Consider the following 21,242-nt stretch of genomic DNA (forward strand, 5'->3'; position numbering starts at 1 on the left):
GAGTAAAGTTGGCGGCATAAAATCACCAGAAATTATGCGCCTATGTCTTCTTGTAAACTTCTGACATTTTGTGTGGCTCTTGCGTTAACCGGTTGTTCACTGGCACCGGATTATCAGCGTCCGGCAATGCCTGTGCCGCAACAGTTCTCACTCAGCCTGAACGGCCTGGTTAACGCGGCAGATAACTACCAGAACGCGGGATGGCGCACTTTTTTTGTTGATAATCAGGTGAAGACGCTGATTAGCGAGGCGTTGGTGAATAACCGGGATTTGCGCATGGCGACTCTGAAAGTGCAGGAGGCGCGGGCTCAATATCGTCTGACCGATGCCGACCGTTACCCGCAACTCAATGGCGATGGCAGCGGCAGCTGGAGCGGCAATCTTAAAGGCGATTCAGCCACGACTAGGGAGTTTTCGACTGGCCTTAACGCCAGCTTTGACCTCGATTTTTTCGGTCGCTTAAAGAACATGAGCGAAGCCGAGCGACAAAATTATTTAGCCACTGAGGAAGCTCAGCGCGCGGTGCATATTCTGCTGGTTTCTAATGTCGCGCAAAGCTATTTCAACCAGCAACTGGCTTATGCGCAATTGCAAATAGCCGAAGAAACGCTGCGTAATTATCAGCAGTCATATGCGTTTGTCGAAAAACAACTTTTAACCGGCAGCAGCAATGTTCTGGCGCTGGAACAGGCTCGCGGGGTGATTGAAAGTACCCGCAGCGATATCGCTAAACGTCAGGGGGAACTGGCGCAGGCGAATAATGCATTGCAACTGTTACTGGGAAGCTACGGCAAGCTGCCGCAAGCGCAGACAGCGGGTAGCGACAGCCTGCAAAGCGTTAAATTACCGGCGGGCTTGTCGTCGCAAATCTTATTGCAGCGCCCGGATATTATGGAAGCTGAACACGCGTTAATGGCGGCTAATGCCAATATTGGCGCCGCACGCGCGGCATTTTTCCCGTCTATCAGTCTGACCAGCGGAATATCGACCGCCAGCAGCGATCTCTCATCATTATTTAACGCAAGCAGCGGGATGTGGAATTTTATTCCCAAAATTGAGATCCCCATTTTTAATGCCGGGCGCAACCAGGCCAATCTGGATATCGCTGAAATTCGCCAGCAGCAGTCGGTGGTGAATTATGAACAGAAAATCCAGAATGCCTTTAAAGAAGTGGCAGATGCGCTGGCATTACGTCAAAGCCTGAATGATCAAATTAGCGCCCAGCAGCGTTATCTGGCGTCGCTACAAATTACCCTGCAACGGGCGCGGGCATTATATCAGCACGGCGCGGTCAGTTATCTGGAAGTGCTGGATGCCGAACGTTCTTTATTTGCAACCCGACAAACTTTACTCGACCTGAATTATGCCCGTCAGGTTAACGAGGTTTCCTTATATACCGCCTTAGGTGGCGGTTGGCAGCAATAATTTTTAACTTCAGGAGAGAATAAATGAAAAAAACACTGCAAGTCGCAATGTTCAGTCTGTTTACCGTTATTGGCTTTAATACTCAGGCTAACGAACATCATCATGAAACCATGAGTGAAGCACAACCGCAGGTGATTAGCGCCATCGGTGTGGTAAAAGGCGTTGATCTGGAAAGCAAAAAAATCACCATCCATCACGATCCGATTGCCGCAGTCAACTGGCCGGAGATGACAATGCGCTTTACCATCACCCCGCAGACGAAAATGGGTGAAATTAAAACCGGCGACAAAGTGGCGTTTAATTTTGTCCAGCAGGGCAACCTTTCTTTATTACAGGATATTAAAGTCAGCCAGTAACCCAGGTTTAATTCAATGAAAAAAATCGCGCTTATTATCGGCAGCATGATCGCGGGCGGTATTATTTCTGCGGCAGGTTTTACCTGGTTTGCAAAGGTGGAACCGCCCGCAGAAAAAACGTCGACCGCAGAACGTAAAGTCTTATTCTGGTACGACCCGATGTATCCCAATACGCGGTTCGATAAACCAGGTAAATCGCCGTTTATGGATATGGATCTGGTGCCGAAATATGCCGATGAAGAGAGTTCTGCGTCTGGTGTACGCATTGACCCGACCCAGACGCAGAACCTTGGGGTGAAAACGGCTACCGTCACGCGCGGGCCGCTGACTTTTGCCCAGAGTTTCCCGGCGAATGTCAGCTACAACGAATATCAGTATGCCATTGTGCAGGCTCGCGCCGCCGGGTTTATCGACAAGGTGTATCCGCTTACCGTGGGCGATAAAGTACAAAAGGGCACACCGCTTCTCGACCTGACCATTCCCGACTGGGTGGAAGCGCAGAGTGAGTATTTACTGCTGCGCGAAACCGGCGGTACGGCGACCCAGACCGAAGGTATTCTTGAACGCCTGCGACTGGCGGGAATGCCGGAGGCCGATATTCGCCGCCTGATCGCCACGCAAAAAATCCAGACTCGCTTTACGCTCAAAGCGCCCATTGATGGCGTGATCACCGCGTTTGATCTGCGCGCGGGAATGAATATCGCCAAAGATAACGTGGTCGCGAAAATTCAGGGTATGGATCCGGTGTGGGTCACTGCCGCGATCCCGGAGTCCATCGCCTGGCTGGTGAAAGATGCCTCGCAGTTTACGCTCACCGTTCCGGCGCGACCCGATAAAACGCTCACCATCCGCAAATGGACGCTGCTACCCGGCGTAGATGCCGCGACCCGCACTTTGCAACTGCGTCTGGAAGTCGACAACGCCGGCGAGGCGCTAAAACCGGGAATGAACGCCTGGTTGCAACTCAACACCGCCAGCGAACCGATGCTGCTCATTCCGTCACAGGCGCTGATTGATACCGGCAGCGAACAGCGGGTGATTACCGTTGATGCCGACGGGCGCTTTGTACCGAAACGCGTCGCCGTTTTCCAGGCATCGCAAGGCGTCACCGCGCTACGCTCTGGTCTGGCGGAAGGGGAAAAGGTGGTTTCCAGCGGCCTGTTCCTGATTGATTCTGAAGCCAATATTTCTGGTGCGCTGGAGCGGATGCGCTCTGAAAGTGCTACCCACGCGCATTGAGGGAATAACCAATGATTGAATGGATTATTCGTCGCTCGGTGGCGAACCGTTTTCTGGTGCTGATGGGCGCGTTGTTTTTGAGCATCTGGGGCACCTGGACCATCATTAACACGCCAGTGGATGCACTGCCGGATCTCTCTGATGTGCAGGTGATTATTAAAACCAGCTATCCCGGTCAGGCTCCGCAAATCGTTGAAAATCAAGTGACTTATCCACTGACTACCACCATGTTGTCGGTGCCTGGCGCGAAGACCGTGCGCGGTTTCTCGCAGTTTGGCGACTCTTATGTGTATGTCATTTTCGAAGATGGCACCGATCCATACTGGGCGCGCTCGCGGGTGCTGGAGTACCTCAACCAGGTGCAGGGTAAGCTGCCAGCGGGTGTCAGCGCGGAGCTGGGGCCAGACGCCACGGGCGTTGGCTGGATTTATGAATACGCGCTGGTGGATCGCAGCGGTAAGCACGATCTGGCTGATTTACGCTCATTGCAGGACTGGTTTCTCAAATATGAGCTAAAAACCATCCCTGACGTTGCGGAAGTGGCGTCGGTGGGCGGTGTGGTGAAAGAGTATCAGGTGGTTATCGATCCCCAGCGCCTGGCGCAATATGGCATCAGTCTCGCTGAAGTGAAAAGCGCGCTGGATGCCTCAAATCAGGAAGCGGGCGGTTCGTCGATCGAACTGGCGGAAGCGGAATATATGGTGCGCGCCAGCGGCTATCTGCAAACGCTCGACGACTTTAATCACATCGTTTTAAAAGCCAGTGAAAATGGCGTGCCCATTTATCTGCGTGATGTTGCGAAGGTCCAGGTTGGCCCGGAGATGCGCCGGGGCATTGCGGAACTGAACGGCGAAGGCGAAGTCGCTGGCGGGGTGGTGATCCTGCGTTCCGGCAAAAATGCCCGTGAAGTAATCGCCGCCGTGAAGGACAAACTGGAAACGCTGAAAAGCAGTCTGCCGGAAGGCGTGGAGATAGTTACAACATACGATCGCAGCCAGCTTATTGATCGCGCCATCGACAACCTCAGCGGCAAGTTGCTGGAAGAGTTTATTGTGGTGGCGGTAGTCTGTGCGCTGTTTCTCTGGCATGTGCGCTCGGCGCTGGTGGCGATTATTTCGTTGCCGCTGGGGTTGTGTATTGCTTTTATTGTCATGCACTTCCAGGGGCTGAACGCCAACATTATGTCGCTGGGCGGCATTGCGATTGCCGTCGGGGCGATGGTCGATGCCGCTATCGTCATGATCGAGAATGCCCATAAAAGGCTGGAAGAGTGGCAGCACCAGCATCCTGACGTCATGCTGGATAATAAAACGCGCTGGCAGGTGATTACCGATGCTTCTGTTGAAGTGGGGCCGGCGCTGTTTATCAGTCTGCTGATTATCACGCTGTCGTTTATCCCAATCTTCACTCTGGAAGGGCAGGAAGGGCGTCTGTTTGGTCCGCTGGCGTTCACCAAAACTTATGCGATGGCGGGTGCGGCGCTGCTGGCGATCGTAGTGATCCCTATCCTGATGGGTTACTGGATCCGTGGCAAAATTCCGCCAGAAAGCAGTAATCCGCTCAATCGGTTTTTGATTCGTATTTACCATCCGCTGTTGCTGAAAGTACTGCACTGGCCGAAAATCACGCTTCTGGTGGCGGCGCTTTCGGTGCTGACAGTTATCTGGCCGCTCAATAAAGTTGGCGGGGAATTTTTACCGCAGATCAATGAAGGCGACTTGTTGTATATGCCTTCGACGCTGCCGGGGATTTCCGCGTCGGAAGCAGCGAGTATGTTGCAAAAAACCGACAAGCTGATTATGAGCGTACCGGAAGTGGCGCGGGTGTTTGGCAAAACCGGGAAAGCGGAAACTGCCACCGACTCCGCTCCGCTGGAGATGGTAGAAACGACCATTCAGCTTAAGCCGCAGGATCAGTGGCGGCCTGGCATGACGATGGACAAAATCATCGAAGAGCTGGATAGCACCGTGCGGCTACCGGGGCTGGCGAATCTGTGGGTGCCGCCAATCCGTAACCGTATTGATATGCTTTCCACCGGCATTAAAAGCCCCATCGGCATTAAAGTTTCCGGCACTGTGCTGGCGGATATCGACGCGATGGCGGAGCAAATTGAAGAAGTGGCGCGAACGGTGCCAGGCGTAGCTTCTGCGCTTGCCGAGCGTCTGGAAGGTGGGCGCTATATCAACGTTGAGATTAACCGTGAAAAAGCCGCGCGTTACGGTATGACGGTGGCGGATGTGCAGTTGTTTGTGACATCTGCGGTGGGCGGGGCGATGGTTGGCGAAACGGTGGAAGGGATTGCCCGTTATCCAATTAATCTGCGTTATCCGCAAAGCTGGCGCGATAGCCCGCAGACGCTGCGCCAGTTGCCGATTTTGACGCCGATGAAACAGCAAATCACCCTGGCGGACGTGGCCGACGTTAACGTCTCCACCGGACCGTCGATGCTGAAAACCGAGAATGCGCGCCCGACGAGCTGGATTTATATCGATGCCCGCGATCGTGACATGGTGTCGGTGGTTCACGATCTGCAAAAAGCGATTGCCGAAAAAGTGCAGTTGAAACCGGGCACCAGCGTGGCGTTTTCCGGTCAGTTCGAGCTACTGGAGCGCGCCAACCATAAGCTGAAACTCATGGTGCCGATGACGCTGATGATCATTTTCGTGCTGCTATATCTGGCGTTCCGTCGCGTGGGGGAAGCGTTACTGATTATCAGCAGCGTACCGTTTGCGCTGGTGGGGGGCATCTGGTTTCTGTGGTGGATGGGCTTTCATCTTTCCGTCGCGACGGGCACCGGTTTTATCGCTCTCGCCGGGGTCGCCGCCGAGTTTGGCGTGGTGATGCTGATGTATTTACGTCACGCCATAGAGGCCGAGCCGTCGCTGGATAATCCACAAACATTCAGCGAGCAGAAACTGGATGAGGCGTTGTATCACGGCGCGGTACTGCGCGTGCGCCCGAAAGCGATGACGGTGGCGGTGATTATCGCCGGTCTGCTGCCGATTCTGTGGGGAACGGGGGCGGGTTCAGAGGTGATGAGCCGCATCGCCGCGCCGATGATTGGCGGCATGATCACCGCACCTTTGCTGTCGCTGTTTATTATCCCGGCGGCGTATAAGTTGATGTGGCTGCACCGACATCGGATTTAGGCAAAATTGCCTGATGCGTTACGCTTATCAGGCCTACAACGTGAATTATAATTTATTGAATTTGCACATTTCTGTAGGCCAAATAAGGCGTTAACACCTTAATTGGCAATAACGAAGTACTTTTTGTCGACAATTTGCATAAGAAAGGGATACCCGGTTTAACTGTGTGGATTGTGTCTTGCGACGACCAGCACTAAATGTTAAAAGGAGCCCCTCAATAAAAAAGACACACAGGGGAAAGGCGTGAAAAACGCGTCAACCGTATCGGAAGATACTGCGTCGAATCAAGAACCGACGCTTCATCGGGGATTACATAACCGTCATATTCAGCTAATTGCGCTGGGTGGCGCCATTGGTACTGGTCTGTTTCTTGGCATTGGTCCGGCGATTCAGATGGCGGGGCCGGCTGTATTGCTGGGCTACGGCGTTGCCGGGATCATCGCTTTCCTGATTATGCGCCAGCTCGGTGAGATGGTGGTTGAAGAGCCGGTATCCGGTTCGTTTGCCCACTTTGCCTATAAATACTGGGGGCCGTTTGCGGGCTTCCTTTCCGGCTGGAACTACTGGGTGATGTTCGTGCTGGTAGGAATGGCTGAACTGACGGCGGCGGGTATCTATATGCAGTACTGGTTCCCGGATGTTCCCACCTGGATCTGGGCTGCTGCCTTCTTTATTATCATCAACGCCGTTAACCTGGTGAACGTGCGCTTGTATGGTGAAACTGAGTTCTGGTTCGCGCTGATTAAAGTGCTGGCGATCATCGGCATGATCGGTTTTGGCCTGTGGCTGCTGTTCTCTGGTCACGGCGGCGAGAAAGCCAGTATCGACAACCTCTGGCGCTACGGTGGTTTCTTTGCCACCGGCTGGAATGGGCTGATTTTGTCGCTGGCGGTGATTATGTTCTCCTTCGGCGGTCTGGAGCTGATTGGGATTACTGCCGCTGAAGCGCGCGATCCGGAAAAAAGCATTCCGAAGGCAGTGAATCAGGTGGTTTATCGTATCCTGCTGTTTTATATCGGTTCACTGGTGGTTTTACTGGCGCTCTACCCGTGGGTGGAAGTGAAATCCAACAGTAGCCCGTTTGTGATGATTTTCCATAATCTCGACAGCAATGTGGTGGCTTCTGCGCTGAACTTTGTCATTCTGGTAGCGTCTCTGTCAGTTTATAACAGCGGAGTTTACTCTAACAGCCGGATGCTGTTTGGCCTCTCTGTACAGGGGAATGCGCCGAAGTTCCTTACTCGTGTTAGCCGTCGCGGCGTGCCAATCAACTCGCTGATCCTGTCCGGGGCGATCACTTCGCTGGTGGTGTTGATTAACTATCTGCTGCCGCAAAAAGCGTTTGGTTTGCTGATGGCGCTGGTGGTGGCAACGCTGCTGCTGAACTGGATTATGATCTGCCTGGCGCATCTGCGTTTTCGCGCGGCGATGCGACGTCAGGGGCGAGAAACACAGTTTAAGGCACTGCTCTATCCGTTCGGCAACTATCTTTGCATTGCCTTCCTCGGCATGATTTTGGTGCTGATGTGCACGATGGATGATATGCGCTTATCAGCAATTTTGCTGCCGGTGTGGATTGTGTTCCTGTTTGTGGCGTTTAAAACGTTGCGTCGGAAAGCGAAATAGTCGCGTCGGATAAGGCGTTTACGCCGCATCCGACAAAACGATGTAAACAATCTGAAGCCGCTCTCATCCATTCGATGAGAGCGGTTTTTTAATTATTGCTTAAATGCACCTGCCAGAGAGCGAATATCATTGCCGGTTGGCGACTGATGAAGTCGCAGACCAAACTCTTCGACGATGGCAAATATATGGTCGAAAATATCAGCCTGAATGCTTTCATATTCCAGCCACACTACGGTATTGGTAAACGCATATATCTCAAGCGGTAAACCATTATCGCCCGGTGCAAGCTGACGTACCATTAAGGTCATATCTTTACGAATACGTGGATGGTTACGTAGATATTCGTTCAGATAGGCACGAAAGGTTCCAATATTGGTCATTCGGCGCAGATTTAATACTGACTCCGTAGACCCTTGCTGGCGGTTCCACTCATTAATTTCCTGATGGCGGCTGGTTAAATAAGGCTTTAACAGATGAGCTTTATTCAGCCGTTGCATTTCGGTTTCATCAAGAAAGCGAATACTGGTGACATCAATACTGATACTGCGTTTAATGCGTCGTCCACCAGAGGCTGACATTCCGCTCCAGTTTTTAAAGGAGTCAGAAACCAGAGACCAGGTGGGAATAGTGGTAATGGTATTATCCCAGTTACGCACTTTGACGGTGGTTAAACCAATATCGATCACCGCGCCATCCGCGCCGTATTTCGGCATTTCCAGCCAGTCGCCCAGTTTCAGCATATCGTTCGCGGAAAGCTGAATACCTGCCACCAGACCAAGAATCGGATCTTTAAATACCAACATCAGCACGGCAGCCATTGCGCCAAGACCACTGATCAGAATGGTCGGTGACTGACCAATCAGCAGTGAGATCATCAATATGCCGACCAGAATCGCGCCGATCAGCTTTATCCCCTGAAATATCCCTTTTAGCGGTAACTGTTTTGCTGCCGGGAATTTCTGTGCCAGATTTAAAATAACATCCAGCAACGAGAAGACTGAAAGCAGCGCATACATCATGATCCACAACTGCGCGCAGGTGGTCAGAATATCAGCCGCTTCGGTGCCTTTTTGCAGCCAGAATACCGCCTGAATATTGACGATAATCCCCTGCAGGGTAAAAGCTAAACGATGAAATAGTTTATTCTGGGTAATGATTTGCAACCACAGCCGTGAACTGGCAATGGCGCGTTTTTCGAAGGTACGTAGTACCACCCAGTGCAAAATAATATGCACTACAACGGCGGTCAGAAAAATAATACCGAAAATCATCACCATTGAGGTGGTGTGATCAATCTCAATACCCGCTAAATCTTCAACCTGGGATATTAAATCCTGCATAACGTCTCCTGTATACAACAGCGGCCTATGATGACGGCTGAAACAGGGTTATGCAAATCAGGAAAATCTGATGTGAAATAGCCGGGATCAGTTCCCGGCTATAAAGGAGAATTACACTTCAGTTAAGGTGATACTTTGTGGCAGACGAGATTTCGGCAGGGTAGCGTTAAAATCTTCCACGCTGTGATGGCCTACCGGCACGACCACCAGACTGGTGTAACCTTTCTCTTTCAAACCAAATTCTTCATCGAGGATCGCCGCGTCAAAACCTTCGATTGGCACTGCGTCCAGACCCAGTGCCGCAACGCCCAGCAGGAAGTTACCGACGTTGAGATAAACCTGTTTTGCCATCCACTCTGCATCATCATGCAGATCTTTACGGTGCATATCGGCGAAGAACTTACGGCCTTTATCGTTCGCCGCTTTGGCTTCCGGCGTGGCAAAGCGACCATCGGCATCTTCTTGGTCAACAACCAGCTTCAGCCAGGCATCGTCCATTGCGGTTTTCGCGCAGAACACCACGACGTGCGAGGCATCAAGTATTTTACGTTCGTTGAACACGTAATTGTCGGCGGCGGATTTAGCGACACGCGCTTTACCTTCTTCCGTGCTGGCCACAATAAAATGCCATGGCTGGGAGTTGGTGCTGGATGGGCTGTACTGCAACAGGGTTTTGATCTGCTCGGCTTGTTCCGGGGTAAGTTTTTTGCTGGCATCAAATGCCTTAGTGGAATGACGCTTTAAGGCGACAGAAATGATATCCATAAAGACTCCATGTGTAAGTAATTTTGCGTGCCAGCAGATTACAAGGTTCAACGAGAAATGGTAAGCGAGAAAAATGCTCTATAGATTTCCGTTTTAGCCAGGGCGCAGCCTTTTTTGATCGCGTTTAGCTAAGCCATCAACCACTAAATTCCATGAGTCGTTGATCAGATCGCTGAGCAACGATTCAGAGATTTCCTCGCCTGGATACACAGAAATCCAGTGCTTTTTATTCATGTGATACCCAGGCTTAATGCTTGGATATATTTGCTGATTTAACAGGGAATTTTGTGGATCGGACTTCAGATTTATGAAGGGGACGCCGCGCAGCTCCGACGACAGCATAAAAATCTTGCCGCCAATTTTAAAGACATCGAACTCTGGGCCAAACGGCCAGCAAAGCTCGACGAAGGGTAACTCAAGGGCAAGGCGTTTCGCCGTTTCGTGCAGTGATTGCTTATCCATAAACGTTCCTTAAGGCGAAGGAGAATAAGCAAAGTATGCCGCGAAGTACGGTGATAATCGACGTTTAATCCGCCAGCGAGAACCAGCGTCGCCAGATAAATCTAAGAATAAAATATTCAATCGCGCCCAGCACTAAAAACCACAGACAAAATAACAATGTGTAAAGCTGACTCAGATCCATCAGATGGAACGTGGTCATCAGTTTCTGTGCCAGCGTTAGCCCCAGCGCAGGGGCGGGCAGTAGCAGGCAAGAGAGGAAAGCCATCAGCAAAATGCCTGCTGCGGTAGTCAAGGTTTCTAAGGGGTGTTTCATAACATTGTTAAATGTAAGTTAAAACACCATTGTCGGGGATATTTCTGCGTAACGCAATTCTCCGCTTAGTCTCCAGCCCAAATCTCACAATGCTTTTTCACCAGTCCAATCAGCGAGCCGCCATCGGCGACGAAATCTCTCATCAGCTGCGCTTCATTCAGACCGCTGATAACCTGGCGGTGCAGTGCTTCAATTGCACTCGATGCCCCAATTTTATGTGCAGAAGGGGCGATTTTTTCCAGCAATCGCAAGGTGTCTTCCGTTAGTGGTCGACGATCGCCGGTGTGCGGATCGGTAACGACGCCTTCCAGACCATAACGGCAGGCCTGGAAACGGTTGAATTTATACAGCAGATAATCTTTCTCCTGATGTTTGAACGGGCGTTCCGTCAGCAACCAGTGGGCGGTGGCCTGAATCAATCCCGCCATATTTACCGCATGGCTAAGGGTTAACGGGGTATCCATCACCCGAACCTCCACCGTGCCAAAATGAGGGCTAGGGCGAATATCCCAGTGCAAATCTTTAATGCTGTCGATCATCGTGGTGTAACTCAGGCAGCGAAACAGGGCTTCAAATTGTTGCCAGTTACTGACCCACGGCATTGGACCATTATCGGGAAAGGCAGAAAAAATATTCGGTCGTGAGGAGGCAAAACGTGTATCCGTTCCCTGCATATACGGCGATGCGGCAGAAAGGGCGATAAAGTGCGGCACAAACCTCGATAAGCCGTGCAGCAAATAAATAGCGTCATCGCCACTGGCACAGCCAACGTGCACGTGTTGACCAAAAACCGTCGCCTGCTGAATAAGATAGCCGAAGTTTTCCAGCGTCCGTTGATAACGCTCGTTATCGCACACCTCCTGACGCTGCCATTTCTGAAACGGATGCGTACCACCACCGCAAATTTCCAGATGATGATCTGCCGCAGCTTGCAAAACGACTTTCTGCATCGCTGAAAATTGCCCGGCGGCCTGGTTGATATCACGGCAAACATCTGTCGCCAGCTCCAGCATACTTTCGGTGATATCGTGCTTCACTTCCCCGGCAGTGACCTGATTTTTAACGGCGTCAATCAGCGTTGAAGAGTCCTGGCTAAGGTCATATCCCGGAGGATTAACCACCTGCATTTCCAGTTCAATACCGAGGGTAAAAGGTTCAGAAATATGAAACTCAGGTAATGGCATAGGTTTCTCTTATGTTGGCATTTTCATTCCAGTATAGAAGTGGCAGCGGCAGGGCGAGATGCGGAAGTTCTGGAATGTTTCTTTTTTTGGTGGTGGTGAACTGATTGCTACTGAAGCAATTTGGCTACTTTTGCAAGGTGACCAGTAGTGGCAGAGCTGGCTGGCGGCGAAGAATTTTGACGATTGGGGCGAGCAGAAAAAAACTGGCTCAGCTTCGGTTGATCAAATGAGTAGTGAGAAGTCCGAAACAGGATTAACTGTATAAATAAACAGCCATTTTATTAAGGAAGGGTAAGATAACGGCGGGTGCCTGAAGCTTTCCGGTTTCAGGTTAACTCTGAGGTCTGGAAAGATGAAGCCCCAGGAGATATTTCTATCAACCCTGGGGCTGCCACTCCAAACCCGACAATTTGGATGGTAGTCCCTTCTTCGCATGGAGGCAATATAAACATGCTGACGAAATATGCCCTTGTGGCGGTCATAGTGCTGTGTTTAACGGTGCTGGGATTTACGCTTCTGGTCGGAGACTCGCTGTGTGAGTTTACGGTGAAGGAACGTAATATTGAGTTCAGGGCTGTTCTCGCTTACGAACCGAAGAAGTAGCCGCTGTGCGGGGAGCAATCCCCGCATATCCGGTTGTCAGGTCTGGATGGTAAGGCACCTGCTTTACACTTTCGCCCGCAGTCAGCAATGGCTGCGGGTGAATCGTATCAGACGCCTGTCAATTAATCGTTTCGGCACAGCGTGATGACTCTCTTTTCTTTTATCTGCCAGTGCACAGCAAACGTCTCATCCTCTCGACGAATGATGATCTGCTGTTTATTCCAGTTCACTATCTGATAATCCAGAAAACCTTGAACTGTCTGTAACTTGCTTGCCTTAAATGCACTCTCTTTCGCTGAAAACGCCAGTGTAAGCGCCACAGAAAAGGGTAAATCGCTGACCTCAAGCAGCTCGTATTCTGCTGGTGTCATAATGCTGTCTTTCAGCTCTTCCGCTGCTTGTGCAGAGAGAATCTCTTCGATATCAATACCCGTTGGTTGACGAGATACCACAGCCAATGCCATAGCCCCGCAGTGGCTAATACTGCCGTATAACCCCGCAGGCCACACAGGTTGGCGTAGCTCGCCAATTGCGGGCACACATTTATAGCCATACTCCCGCAACGCATGAACAGCAGCAATCCGTCCGGCTAAATGTTCGGCTTTGCGTTTACGTCCGGCATGTTGCAGTTGCGTGTAGTGCGGCAACCAGAGCAAATCCTGCTCACAAAAACTTGCCGACTCAAACTCAACAAAATGCAGCGTATGTCCGGCAAAGGGGAGGGAGGTATGCGTAGTTTTCATGTCGACCATATTAGAGACTGATGACAAACGCAAAACTGTCTGATGCGCTACGCTTATCAGGCCTACGTGATCCTGCAATATATTGAATTGGCAAGATTTTGTAGGCCGGATAAGGCGTTCACGCCGCATCCGGCATGAACGACGCGCACTTTGTCAACAATCTGACGTTAGCATCAGAAGTGAGTATTAATGCTCATATACCACGTACGTCCCGGCTCGTTATAGGTATACGCGCCGGCACCCGCGATATAGTTGGCTCCTGCCAAATCGCCTGTGGTCTGGGCATTACCCGCACGCCACAAACGCTTGTCGAACAGGTTGTCCACGCCGCCGGTCAGACTGACATTCTTCGTCACATCCCAGGTCGCGCTCAGGCCAACAATGCTGTAAGGGCTAATTTCTTTGGTTTCCGGTCCAACCGCTGGCTGACCTTTATAGTTGTACTTCTTCGGCTGCTGCTTGCCGTACCAGGTGAAGGTCGTTTGCATCGACAAATCTTCCCGTGCCTGCCAGCTCAGCGTTGAGTTCAACGTATACTCCGGGATGATCGACAAACGGTCGCCCGTGGTTTTGTTTTCACTCTTCAGCATATAAGTGATGTTGTTGGTCCACATCACCGTTTCGCTAACCGGTACGTTTAACGATCCTTCCAGACCTTCAACCACCGCTTTCGGCACGTTATCCCACTGATAGAGATCGGTGCCGACTGCGTTTTGCCCTACAGCCACATAGCCCGCTTCAATCTTATTGCGATAATCGTTACGGAACCAGGTGACGCCCGCCAACCAGCCGTCGCGTTTGAACTCCAGACCAATCTCTTTGTTGATGCTGGTTTCCGCTTTCAGGTCATCATTACCTTGCAGATAGCAGCCGCCCGCGCTGGCATAGCAACCCTGACCTTTACTGTAGAGAATGTAGTTCGGGTTAGTCTGGTACAGGCTCGGCGCTTTATAAGCACGGGCAATGCCCATTTTCAGCGTGAAGTCATCGCCTAAACCTTGCGATATGTTCAGCGCCGGGCTCCAGTTATTGCCGACAATACTGTGATGATCGAAACGCAGCCCCGGCGTTACGATGGTGCTGTCAGTCAGCTCCATGTTGTTTTCGGCAAACAGTGAGAAAATTTCTGCTTTTGAATACGGGCTACGGTCGGTGGCACTCACGCCATCAATAGCGCCACCGGTATTCGTTCCGGTCAGTGCCTGGGTGTTGGAACTTAAGTCCTTCATCCGTTGCTGATTCCACTCCGTACCCAGCGTCAGCGTTTGGTTAACGAGGAAATCAATCGGCAGGTTAACTTCGCTGTGCAGCATCACGTCATCAAGATCGATATCGACGAAATCCTGTGTCGCTTTTTCGTTAAATTTCCCTTCGGTACCACCCGCCAGACCTTCCGGAATACGCGAGTTACGGGTGTGTTCGTACTGCACCCAGTTGCTGGTGGTCACGCCGTTATCCCAGCCACCGTTCCAGGTCAGCGAGTAGTTCTGGCGATACAGGCGGTTGGTTTCATCGCCATATTTCGAGCGAGTGTAAGCGTCAGAGTTGGTGTTCTGGGTATCGCCCGCATACAGGTTACCCTGGCGGCTGTAACCCGCTTCCAGTTCGAGTGATTGCAGAGGCGCGAAGTCCCAACGAACTACGCCGTTAATATCTTTGTTGATCACCCCTTCGCGCCCGGCCGGTAGGGTAGTTGCATAGGTTCCGGCACGCGCGGACTGATGACCCTGGTTAATATCCCACGCGTCGGCCTGGGTTTTGTCGAGGTTGCCATACAAGCGGAAACTGAATTCATCGCCCAGCGGACCGGTCAGGCTGAAGTTGGTGCGTTTGGTGGCGCCTTCCTCTTTATGTTCTGGGGCGTTGAAATAAGCATCCCAGGAACCGTGCCACTCGCCGCTGCCTTTTTTGGTGATGATGTTAACTACGCCACCCGCCGCGCCGTTGCCATAACGTGCAGCCGCCGGGCCACGCAGAACTTCAATACGTTCAATCATCTCCGGCGGCACCCAGGAGGTATCACCACGAGTATCGCGCTCGCCGCGCCAGCCCTGACGCACCGAGTTACGGCTGCTGACCGGCTTGCCGTCAATCAAAATCAGCGTGTTTTCTGGACCCATGCCGCGAATATCAATCTGGCGGTTATTACCACGCTGACCGCTGGTGGAGTTACCGGTCAGGTTAACGCCGGGCATGGTACGGATGATCTCCGATACATCGCGGGCAACCGGGTTTTTGCGGATTTCATCTGCGGTGATGGTCGAAACGCCAGGCGCCTGCAAGTTCTGCTCGGCGGCGGTAACGACAATGGTATCGTCATGTGAAACAGGGGTATCGGTTGGCTCTTGTGCCTGCGCTACCCCATAAATCCCCAGGTTGACCAACAAGGCCAGGGAATGAATCTTCTTGTTCATTGTTTTATTCCTGCATTTTTGCCACGAATTGCAACTGTCGGGCATGGTCGTCATCAGCATGACGCATCCCGCTACCGCGAAAACCTTTGATCCTGAAAGACACGCAGTGCAGTTGGTTAATTAATGTGCTCGCTTGACATGGCGCGCCAATACGCTATTGCAAATGCAAATAGTTATCAATAATATTATCAATATATTTCTGCAATCAATAAAAAATTGCACAGTAAACATGGGGTTATGGTGTGACGGCGTTAAACGTGGGAAGTGAGAGCTGGTGGCAGTCGAAACATGGCCCGGAATGGCAGCGTCTGAATGACGAAATATATCAGGTCACTTTCTGGTGGCGTGACCCTCAAGGTTCTGAAGACCGCTCGACGGTAAAGCGCGTATGGGTTTATATCACTGGCGTTACCGATCACCATCAGAACAGCCATCCCCAGTCGATGCATCGCATTGCAGGCACCGATGTCTGGCAGTGGACGACACAACTCAGTGCTAACTGGCGCGGCAGTTACTGTTTTATTCCCACCGAACGCGATGACATTTTTTCTGCACCATCACCCGATCGCCTCGAATTACGTGAGGGCTGGCGAAAACTATTACCCCAGGCGATAGCCGATCCGCTGAATCCGCAAAGCTGGAAAGGAGGGCGAGGGCACGCTGTTTCCGCCCTCGAAATGCCGCAAGCGCCGCTGCAACCTGGCTGGGATTGTCCGCAAACGCCCGATAACTCAGCTAAAGAAATAACCTGGAAAAGTGAACGGTTGGGAAATTCACGTCGTGTATGGATTTTTTCCACTGGTGATGCGCCAGCCGAAGAGCGTCCGTTAGCCATTCTGCTCGATGGCGAATTTTGGGCGCAAAGTATGCCCGTCTGGCCTGCGCTGACTTCGCTGACCTATCGTCAGCAACTTCCTCCCGCCGTGTATGTGTTGATTGAAGCCATCGACACCGCGCACCGTGCTCACGAACTTCCGTGTAATGCGGATTTCTGGCTGGCAGTACAGCAAGAGTTACTGCCGTTGGTGAAAACAATCGCTCCTTTTAGCGATCGCGCCGATCGCACCGTGGTCGCCGGGCAGAGTTTTGGTGGACTTTCCGCGCTGTATGCCGGACTGCACTGGCCTGAACGCTTTGGCTGTGTATTAAGCCAGTCAGGATCGTACTGGTGGCCGCATCGGGGCGGGCAGCAAGAGGGCGTGTTACTTGAAAAGCTTAAAGCTGGTGAAGTTAGCGCCGAAGGTCTGCGCATTGTGCTGGAAGCGGGTTTTCGCGAGCCGATGATTATGCGGGCCAATCAGGCGCTGTATGCGCAATTACACCCCATAAAAGAATCCATTTTCTGGCGTCAGGTTGACGGCGGACATGATGCACTTTGTTGGCGCGGTGGCTTGATGCAGGGGTTAATTGACCTCTGGCAACCACTTTTCCATGACAGGAGTTGAATATGGCATTCAGTAATCCCTTCGATGATCCGCAGGGAGCGTTTTACATTTTGCGCAATGCGCAGGGGCAATTCAGTCTGTGGCCGCAACAATGCGCCTTACCGGCAGGCTGGGACGTTGTGTGTCAGCCGCAGTCACAAGAGTCCTGCCAGCAGTGGCTTGAAGCCCACTGGCGTACTCTGACACCGACGAATTTTACCCGGCAGCAGGAGGCGCAATGAGCCAGCATTTACCTTTGGTTGCGGCGCAACCCGGCATCTGGATGGCAGAAAAACTGTCAGATTTACCCTCTGCCTGGAGCGTGGCGCATTACGTTGAGTTAACCGGAGATATTGATGCACCGCTGCTGGCCCGCGCGGTGGTTGCCGGCTTAGCACAAGCGGATACGTTGCGGATGCGTTTTACGGAAGATAACGGTGAAGTCTGGCAATGGGTCGATGATGCGCTGACGTTTGAACGGCCAGAAATTATCGACCTGCGAACCAATATTGATCCGCACGGTACTGCGCAGGCCTTAATGCAGGCCGATTTGCAACAAAACCTGCGCGTCGATAGCGGTAAACCGCAGGTCTTTCATCAGTTAATTCAGGTGGCGGATAACCGCTGGTACTGGTATCAGCGTTACCACCATTTGCTGGTCGATGGCTTCAGTTTCCCGGCCATTACCCGCCAGATCGCCAATATTTACTGTGCATGGCTGCGTGGCGAACCAACGCCTGCTTCGCCGTTTACGCCTTTCGCTGAAGTGGTGGATGAGTACCAGCAGTACCGCGAAAGCGAGGCCTGGCAGCGTGATGCGGCATTCTGGGCGGAACAGCGTCGCCAACTGTCGCCACCTGCGTCACTTTCGTCTGCACCTTTAGCGGGGCGCGGCGCCTCGGCAGATATTCTGCGCCTGAAACTGGAATTTACCGACGGAGAATTCCGCCAGTTGGCAGCCCAACTGCCGACCGTACAACGTACCGATTTAGCTCTTGCGCTGGCGGCCTTATGGCTGGGGCGATTGTGCAACCGCATGGACTACGCCGCCGGATTCATCTTTATGCGTCGAATGGGCTCGGCGGCGCTGACGGCTACCGGCCCCGTGCTCAACGTTTTACCGTTGGGTATTCACATTGAAGCGCAAGAAACGCTGTCACAACTGGCAACCCGACTGGCGGCACAACTAAAAAAAATGCGCCGCCATCAACGCTACGACGCCGAACAAATTGTCCGTGACAGTGGGCGTGCGGCGGGAGAGGAACCGCTCTTCGGTCCGGTACTCAATATCAAAGTATTTGAATACCAACTGGATATTCCGGGTGTTCAGGCGCAAACCCACACCCTGGCAACGGGGCCGGTTAATGACCTTGAACTGGCGCTGTTCCCGGATGAACACGGTGGTTTGAATATTGAGATCCTCGCCAATAAACAGCGTTACGATGAGCCAACGTTAATCCAGCACGCCGAACGTCTGAAAATGCTGATTGCGCAGTTCGCCGCGAATCCGGCGCTGTTGTGCGGCGATGTCGATATTATGCTGCCAGGTGAGTATGCACAGTTGGCGCAGATCAACGCCACACAGGTAGAAATCCCTGAAACCACGCTGAGCGCGCTGGTGGCAGAACAGGCAGCCAAAACGCCGGATGCTCCGGCACTGGCTGACGCTCATTATCAGTTCAGCTATCGGGAAATGCGCGAGCAGGTGGTGGCGCTGGCGAATCTGCTGCGTGAGCGCGGCGTTAAACCTGGCGACAGCGTGGCGGTGGCGCTACCGCGCTCGGTCTTTTTGACCCTGGCACTACATGCGATAGTTGAAGCAGGCGCGGCCTGGCTACCGCTGGATACGGGTTATCCGGACGATCGCCTGAAGATGATGCTGGAAGATGCGCGCCCGTCGCTGTTAATCACCACCGACGATCAATTGCCGCGCTTTAGCGATGTTCCCAATTTAACCAGCCTTTGCTATAACGCCCCGCTTACTCCACAGGGCAGTGCGCCGCTGCAACTTTCACAACCGCACCACACGGCTTATATCATCTTTACCTCGGGTTCCACCGGCAGGCCGAAAGGGGTGATGGTTGGGCAGACGGCTATCGTCAACCGCCTGTTATGGATGCAAAACCACTATCCGCTTACAGGCGAAGATGTCGTTGCCCAAAAAACGCCGTGTAGTTTTGATGTCTCGGTGTGGGAGTTTTTCTGGCCGTTTATTGCGGGGGCGAAACTGGTGATGGCAGAGCCAGAGGCGCACCGCGATCCGCTCGCTATGCAACAATTCTTTGCCGAATATGGCGTGACGACCACGCACTTTGTGCCGTCGATGCTGGCGGCGTTTGTTGCTTCACTGACACCGGAAACTGCCCGGAAAAGTTGTGCGACGTTGAAACAGGTTTTCTGTAGCGGTGAAGCGTTACCGGCCGATTTATGCCGTGAATGGCAACAGTTAACCGGCGTGCCGTTACATAATCTTTATGGCCCAACGGAAGCAGCGGTGGATGTTAGCTGGTATCTGGCTTTTGGCGAGGAACTGGCACAAGTACGCGGCAGCAGCGTGCCAATTGGTTATCCGGTGTGGAACACGGGGCTGCGTATTCTTGATGCGATGATGCATCCGGTGCCGCCGGGTGTGGCGGGCGATCTCTATCTCACTGGCATTCAACTGGCGCAAGGGTATCTTGGGCGACCCGATCTGACCGCCAGCCGCTTTATTGCCGACCCTTTCGCTCCTGGTGAACGCATGTACCGTACCGGAGACGTTGCTCGTTGGCTGGAAAATGGCGCGGTGGAATACCTCGGGCGCAGTGACGATCAGCTAAAAATTCGTGGTCAGCGTATTGAACTGGGCGAAATCGACCGCGTGATGCAGGCGCTGCCGGATGTCGAACAGGCCGTTACTCATGCTTGTGTAATTAACCAGGCGACAGCAACCGGCGGCGATGCGCGCCAGTTGGTAGGGTATCTGGTGTCGCAATCAGGCCTGCCGCTGGATACCAGCGCATTACAGGCGCAGTTGCGCGAAACGTTGCCACCGCATATGGTGCCCGTCGTTCTGCTGCAACTTCCGCAGTTGCCGCTTAGCGCCAATGGCAAGCTGGATCGTAAAGCTTTACCGTTGCCGGAATTGAAAGCACAAACGCCGGGACGAGCGCCGAAAGCGGGCAGCGAAATGATTATCGCCAGGGCGTTCTCGTCATTGCTGGGCTGTGATGTGCAGGATGCCGACGCTGATTTCTTCGCTCTTGGCGGTCATTCGCTGCTGGCGATGAAACTGGCGGCGCAGTTAAGTCGGCAGTTTGCCCGCCAGGTGACGCCGGGGCAGGTGATGGTTGCGTCAACCGTCGCCAAACTGGCAACGATTATTGATGGTGAAGAAGACAGCACCCGGCGCATGGGATTCGAAACCATTCTGCCGTTGCGTGAAGGTAATGGCCCGACGCTGTTTTGTTTCCATCCGGCGTCCGGTTTTGCCTGGCAGTTTAGCGTGCTCTCGCGTTATCTCGATCCACAATGGTCGATTATTGGCATTCAGTCGCCGCGCCCTCATGGCCCCATGCAGAAGGCTGCAAACCTGGATGAAGTCTGCGAAGCGCATCTGGCAACGTTACTTGAACAACAACCTCACGGCCCTTATTACCTGCTGGGTTATTCGCTGGGCGGTACGCTGGCGCAGGGGATTGCGGCGCGGTTGCGTGCCCGTGGCGAACAGGTGGCATTTCTTGGCTTGCTGGATACCTGGCCGCCAGAAACGCAAAACTGGCAGGAAAAAGAAGCTAACGCTCTGGACCCGGAAGTGCTGGCGGAGATTAACCGCGAGCGCGAAGCCTTCCTGGCGGCACAGCAGGGAACTGCGTCGACGGAGCTGTTTACCACCATTGAAGGTAATTACGCTGATGCAGTGCGTCTGTTAAGCACGGCTCATAGCGTACCATTTGATGGTAAAGCGACGCTATTTGTTGCTGAACGTACACTTCAGGAAGGTATGAGTCCCGAACGCGCCTGGTCGCCATGGGTAGCTGAGCTGGATATTTATCGTTTAGATTGTGCTCATATGGATATTATCTCGCCAATGGCATTTGAAAAAATCGGGCCAATTATTTTGGCGACGCTAAATAAATAACTTTATCTTAAATAAAATCCATAATTACTGTAAATGATTGTGGATTTTATTATTTATTATTATGATGAATCCTCAGTTG

16 protein-coding genes and 1 pseudogene are annotated in these 21,242 nt (G+C 52.5%); 9 read left to right on the top strand and 8 right to left on the bottom strand.

Annotation, left to right across the window (positions count from 1 at the left end):
* Positions 1 to 42 precede the first annotated feature (42 nt).
* The 5 genes from cusC to pheP all read left to right on the top strand — a co-directional run bounded on the left by cusC (position 43) and on the right by pheP (position 7,795).
* Positions 43 to 1,425 carry a Cu(+)/Ag(+) efflux RND transporter outer membrane channel CusC gene (gene cusC / locus WES_RS15070; protein WP_000093102.1) on the top strand — a complete coding sequence of 461 codons (1,383 nt, stop codon included), beginning with the start codon at positions 43 to 45 and terminating at the stop codon, positions 1,423 to 1,425.
* Positions 1,426 to 1,448: 23 nt separating this feature from the next.
* Entirely contained in the window at positions 1,449 to 1,781 is a 333-nt protein-coding gene (gene cusF / locus WES_RS15065; protein WP_016159133.1) for a Cu(+)/Ag(+) efflux RND transporter periplasmic metallochaperone CusF, read from the top strand.
* A 15-nt stretch (positions 1,782 to 1,796) separates the two neighbouring features.
* The gene (gene cusB / locus WES_RS15060; protein ID WP_016235163.1) at positions 1,797 to 3,020 is read left to right on the top strand and encodes a Cu(+)/Ag(+) efflux RND transporter periplasmic adaptor subunit CusB; all 1,224 of its coding nucleotides are present in this window, start codon (positions 1,797 to 1,799) and stop codon (positions 3,018 to 3,020) included.
* A gap of 11 nt (positions 3,021 to 3,031) precedes the next feature.
* Positions 3,032 to 6,169, top strand: coding sequence for a Cu(+)/Ag(+) efflux RND transporter permease subunit CusA (gene cusA, locus WES_RS15055; protein WP_016159130.1), 3,138 nt, complete (start codon positions 3,032 to 3,034; stop codon positions 6,167 to 6,169).
* A gap of 243 nt (positions 6,170 to 6,412) precedes the next feature.
* Positions 6,413 to 7,795 (top strand): phenylalanine transporter, encoded by a 1,383-nt coding sequence (pheP, locus tag WES_RS15050; RefSeq protein WP_016159129.1) that lies wholly within the window; start codon positions 6,413 to 6,415, stop codon positions 7,793 to 7,795.
* Between the two features lie 92 nt (positions 7,796 to 7,887).
* Here the strand turns inward: pheP and ybdG are convergent, their stop codons facing one another.
* From ybdG to WES_RS24650, 6 genes and pseudogenes are all read right to left on the bottom strand, one after another.
* Positions 7,888 to 9,135 (bottom strand): mechanosensitive ion channel YbdG, encoded by a 1,248-nt coding sequence (gene ybdG / locus WES_RS15045; protein WP_001153137.1) that lies wholly within the window; start codon positions 9,133 to 9,135, stop codon positions 7,888 to 7,890.
* 111 nt (positions 9,136 to 9,246) lie between these two features.
* Positions 9,247 to 9,900, bottom strand: coding sequence for an oxygen-insensitive NAD(P)H nitroreductase (gene nfsB, locus WES_RS15040; RefSeq protein WP_000351445.1), 654 nt, complete (start codon positions 9,898 to 9,900; stop codon positions 9,247 to 9,249).
* A gap of 93 nt (positions 9,901 to 9,993) precedes the next feature.
* Positions 9,994 to 10,362, bottom strand: coding sequence for an MmcQ/YjbR family DNA-binding protein (locus tag WES_RS15035; RefSeq protein ID WP_000360961.1), 369 nt, complete (start codon positions 10,360 to 10,362; stop codon positions 9,994 to 9,996).
* A 64-nt stretch (positions 10,363 to 10,426) separates the two neighbouring features.
* On the bottom strand, positions 10,427 to 10,675 hold the full coding sequence (locus WES_RS15030; protein ID WP_000682511.1) for a DUF1158 domain-containing protein: 249 nt from the start codon (positions 10,673 to 10,675) through the stop codon (positions 10,427 to 10,429).
* A gap of 65 nt (positions 10,676 to 10,740) precedes the next feature.
* Positions 10,741 to 11,859 carry a YbdK family carboxylate-amine ligase gene (locus WES_RS15025; protein WP_016159128.1) on the bottom strand — a complete coding sequence of 373 codons (1,119 nt, stop codon included), beginning with the start codon at positions 11,857 to 11,859 and terminating at the stop codon, positions 10,741 to 10,743.
* A gap of 253 nt (positions 11,860 to 12,112) precedes the next feature.
* A pseudogene (locus WES_RS24650) lies at positions 12,113 to 12,341 on the bottom strand (hypothetical protein).
* On the opposite strand from WES_RS24650, the gene hokE reads away from it, so the two are divergent.
* Complete coding sequence (gene hokE, locus WES_RS15020; protein WP_000956467.1) at positions 12,310 to 12,462, top strand: type I toxin-antitoxin system toxin HokE; 153 nt, start codon at positions 12,310 to 12,312, stop codon at positions 12,460 to 12,462. The pseudogene WES_RS24650 and the gene hokE sit on opposite strands and share 32 nt — an antisense overlap.
* 122 nt (positions 12,463 to 12,584) lie before the next feature.
* Here the strand turns inward: hokE and entD are convergent, their stop codons facing one another.
* Positions 12,585 to 13,205, bottom strand: coding sequence for an enterobactin synthase subunit EntD (entD, locus tag WES_RS15015; protein ID WP_077637362.1), 621 nt, complete (start codon positions 13,203 to 13,205; stop codon positions 12,585 to 12,587).
* A 173-nt stretch (positions 13,206 to 13,378) separates the two neighbouring features.
* Positions 13,379 to 15,619 carry a siderophore enterobactin receptor FepA gene (gene fepA / locus WES_RS15010; protein WP_001034901.1) on the bottom strand — a complete coding sequence of 747 codons (2,241 nt, stop codon included), beginning with the start codon at positions 15,617 to 15,619 and terminating at the stop codon, positions 13,379 to 13,381.
* Positions 15,620 to 15,861: 242 nt separating this feature from the next.
* On the opposite strand from fepA, the gene fes reads away from it, so the two are divergent.
* From fes to entF, 3 genes are read left to right on the top strand one after another with little or no spacing between them, the layout of a single operon-like run.
* The gene (gene fes, locus WES_RS15005) at positions 15,862 to 17,064 is read left to right on the top strand and encodes an enterochelin esterase (protein WP_016159126.1); all 1,203 of its coding nucleotides are present in this window, start codon (positions 15,862 to 15,864) and stop codon (positions 17,062 to 17,064) included.
* Positions 17,065 to 17,066: 2 nt separating this feature from the next.
* Positions 17,067 to 17,285 (top strand): MbtH family protein, encoded by a 219-nt coding sequence (locus WES_RS15000; RefSeq protein ID WP_016159125.1) that lies wholly within the window; start codon positions 17,067 to 17,069, stop codon positions 17,283 to 17,285.
* Positions 17,282 to 21,163: an enterobactin non-ribosomal peptide synthetase EntF gene (gene entF, locus WES_RS14995; protein WP_016159124.1), complete on the top strand. Its 3,882-nt coding sequence runs from the start codon at positions 17,282 to 17,284 to the stop codon at positions 21,161 to 21,163. Before WES_RS15000 ends, entF begins: the two co-directional genes overlap by 4 nt.
* The last annotated feature ends 79 nt before the right edge of the window (positions 21,164 to 21,242 follow it).

It is taken from the genome of Escherichia sp. KTE31 (genome assembly GCF_000407925.1).
GTDB lineage: Bacteria > Pseudomonadota > Gammaproteobacteria > Enterobacterales > Enterobacteriaceae > Escherichia > Escherichia ruysiae.

Bases quoted from the DNA above. Each gene is read 5' to 3' on its own strand.
- cusC (WP_000093102.1), top strand. From the start codon at position 43: ATGTCTTCTTGTAAACTTCTGACATTTTGTGTGGCTCTTGCGTTAACC.
- cusF (WP_016159133.1), top strand. From the start codon at position 1,449: ATGAAAAAAACACTGCAAGTCGCAATGTTCAGTCTGTTTACCGTTATT.
- cusB (WP_016235163.1), top strand. From the start codon at position 1,797: ATGAAAAAAATCGCGCTTATTATCGGCAGCATGATCGCGGGCGGTATT.
- cusA (WP_016159130.1), top strand. From the start codon at position 3,032: ATGATTGAATGGATTATTCGTCGCTCGGTGGCGAACCGTTTTCTGGTG.
- ybdG (WP_001153137.1), bottom strand. From the start codon at position 9,135: ATGCAGGATTTAATATCCCAGGTTGAAGATTTAGCGGGTATTGAGATT.
- nfsB (WP_000351445.1), bottom strand. From the start codon at position 9,900: ATGGATATCATTTCTGTCGCCTTAAAGCGTCATTCCACTAAGGCATTT.
- WES_RS15035 (WP_000360961.1), bottom strand. From the start codon at position 10,362: ATGGATAAGCAATCACTGCACGAAACGGCGAAACGCCTTGCCCTTGAG.
- WES_RS15030 (WP_000682511.1), bottom strand. From the start codon at position 10,675: ATGAAACACCCCTTAGAAACCTTGACTACCGCAGCAGGCATTTTGCTG.
- WES_RS15025 (WP_016159128.1), bottom strand. From the start codon at position 11,859: ATGCCATTACCTGAGTTTCATATTTCTGAACCTTTTACCCTCGGTATT.
- hokE (WP_000956467.1), top strand. From the start codon at position 12,310: ATGCTGACGAAATATGCCCTTGTGGCGGTCATAGTGCTGTGTTTAACG.
- entD (WP_077637362.1), bottom strand. From the start codon at position 13,205: ATGAAAACTACGCATACCTCCCTCCCCTTTGCCGGACATACGCTGCAT.
- fepA (WP_001034901.1), bottom strand. From the start codon at position 15,619: ATGAACAAGAAGATTCATTCCCTGGCCTTGTTGGTCAACCTGGGGATT.
- WES_RS15000 (WP_016159125.1), top strand. From the start codon at position 17,067: ATGGCATTCAGTAATCCCTTCGATGATCCGCAGGGAGCGTTTTACATT.
- entF (WP_016159124.1), top strand. From the start codon at position 17,282: ATGAGCCAGCATTTACCTTTGGTTGCGGCGCAACCCGGCATCTGGATG.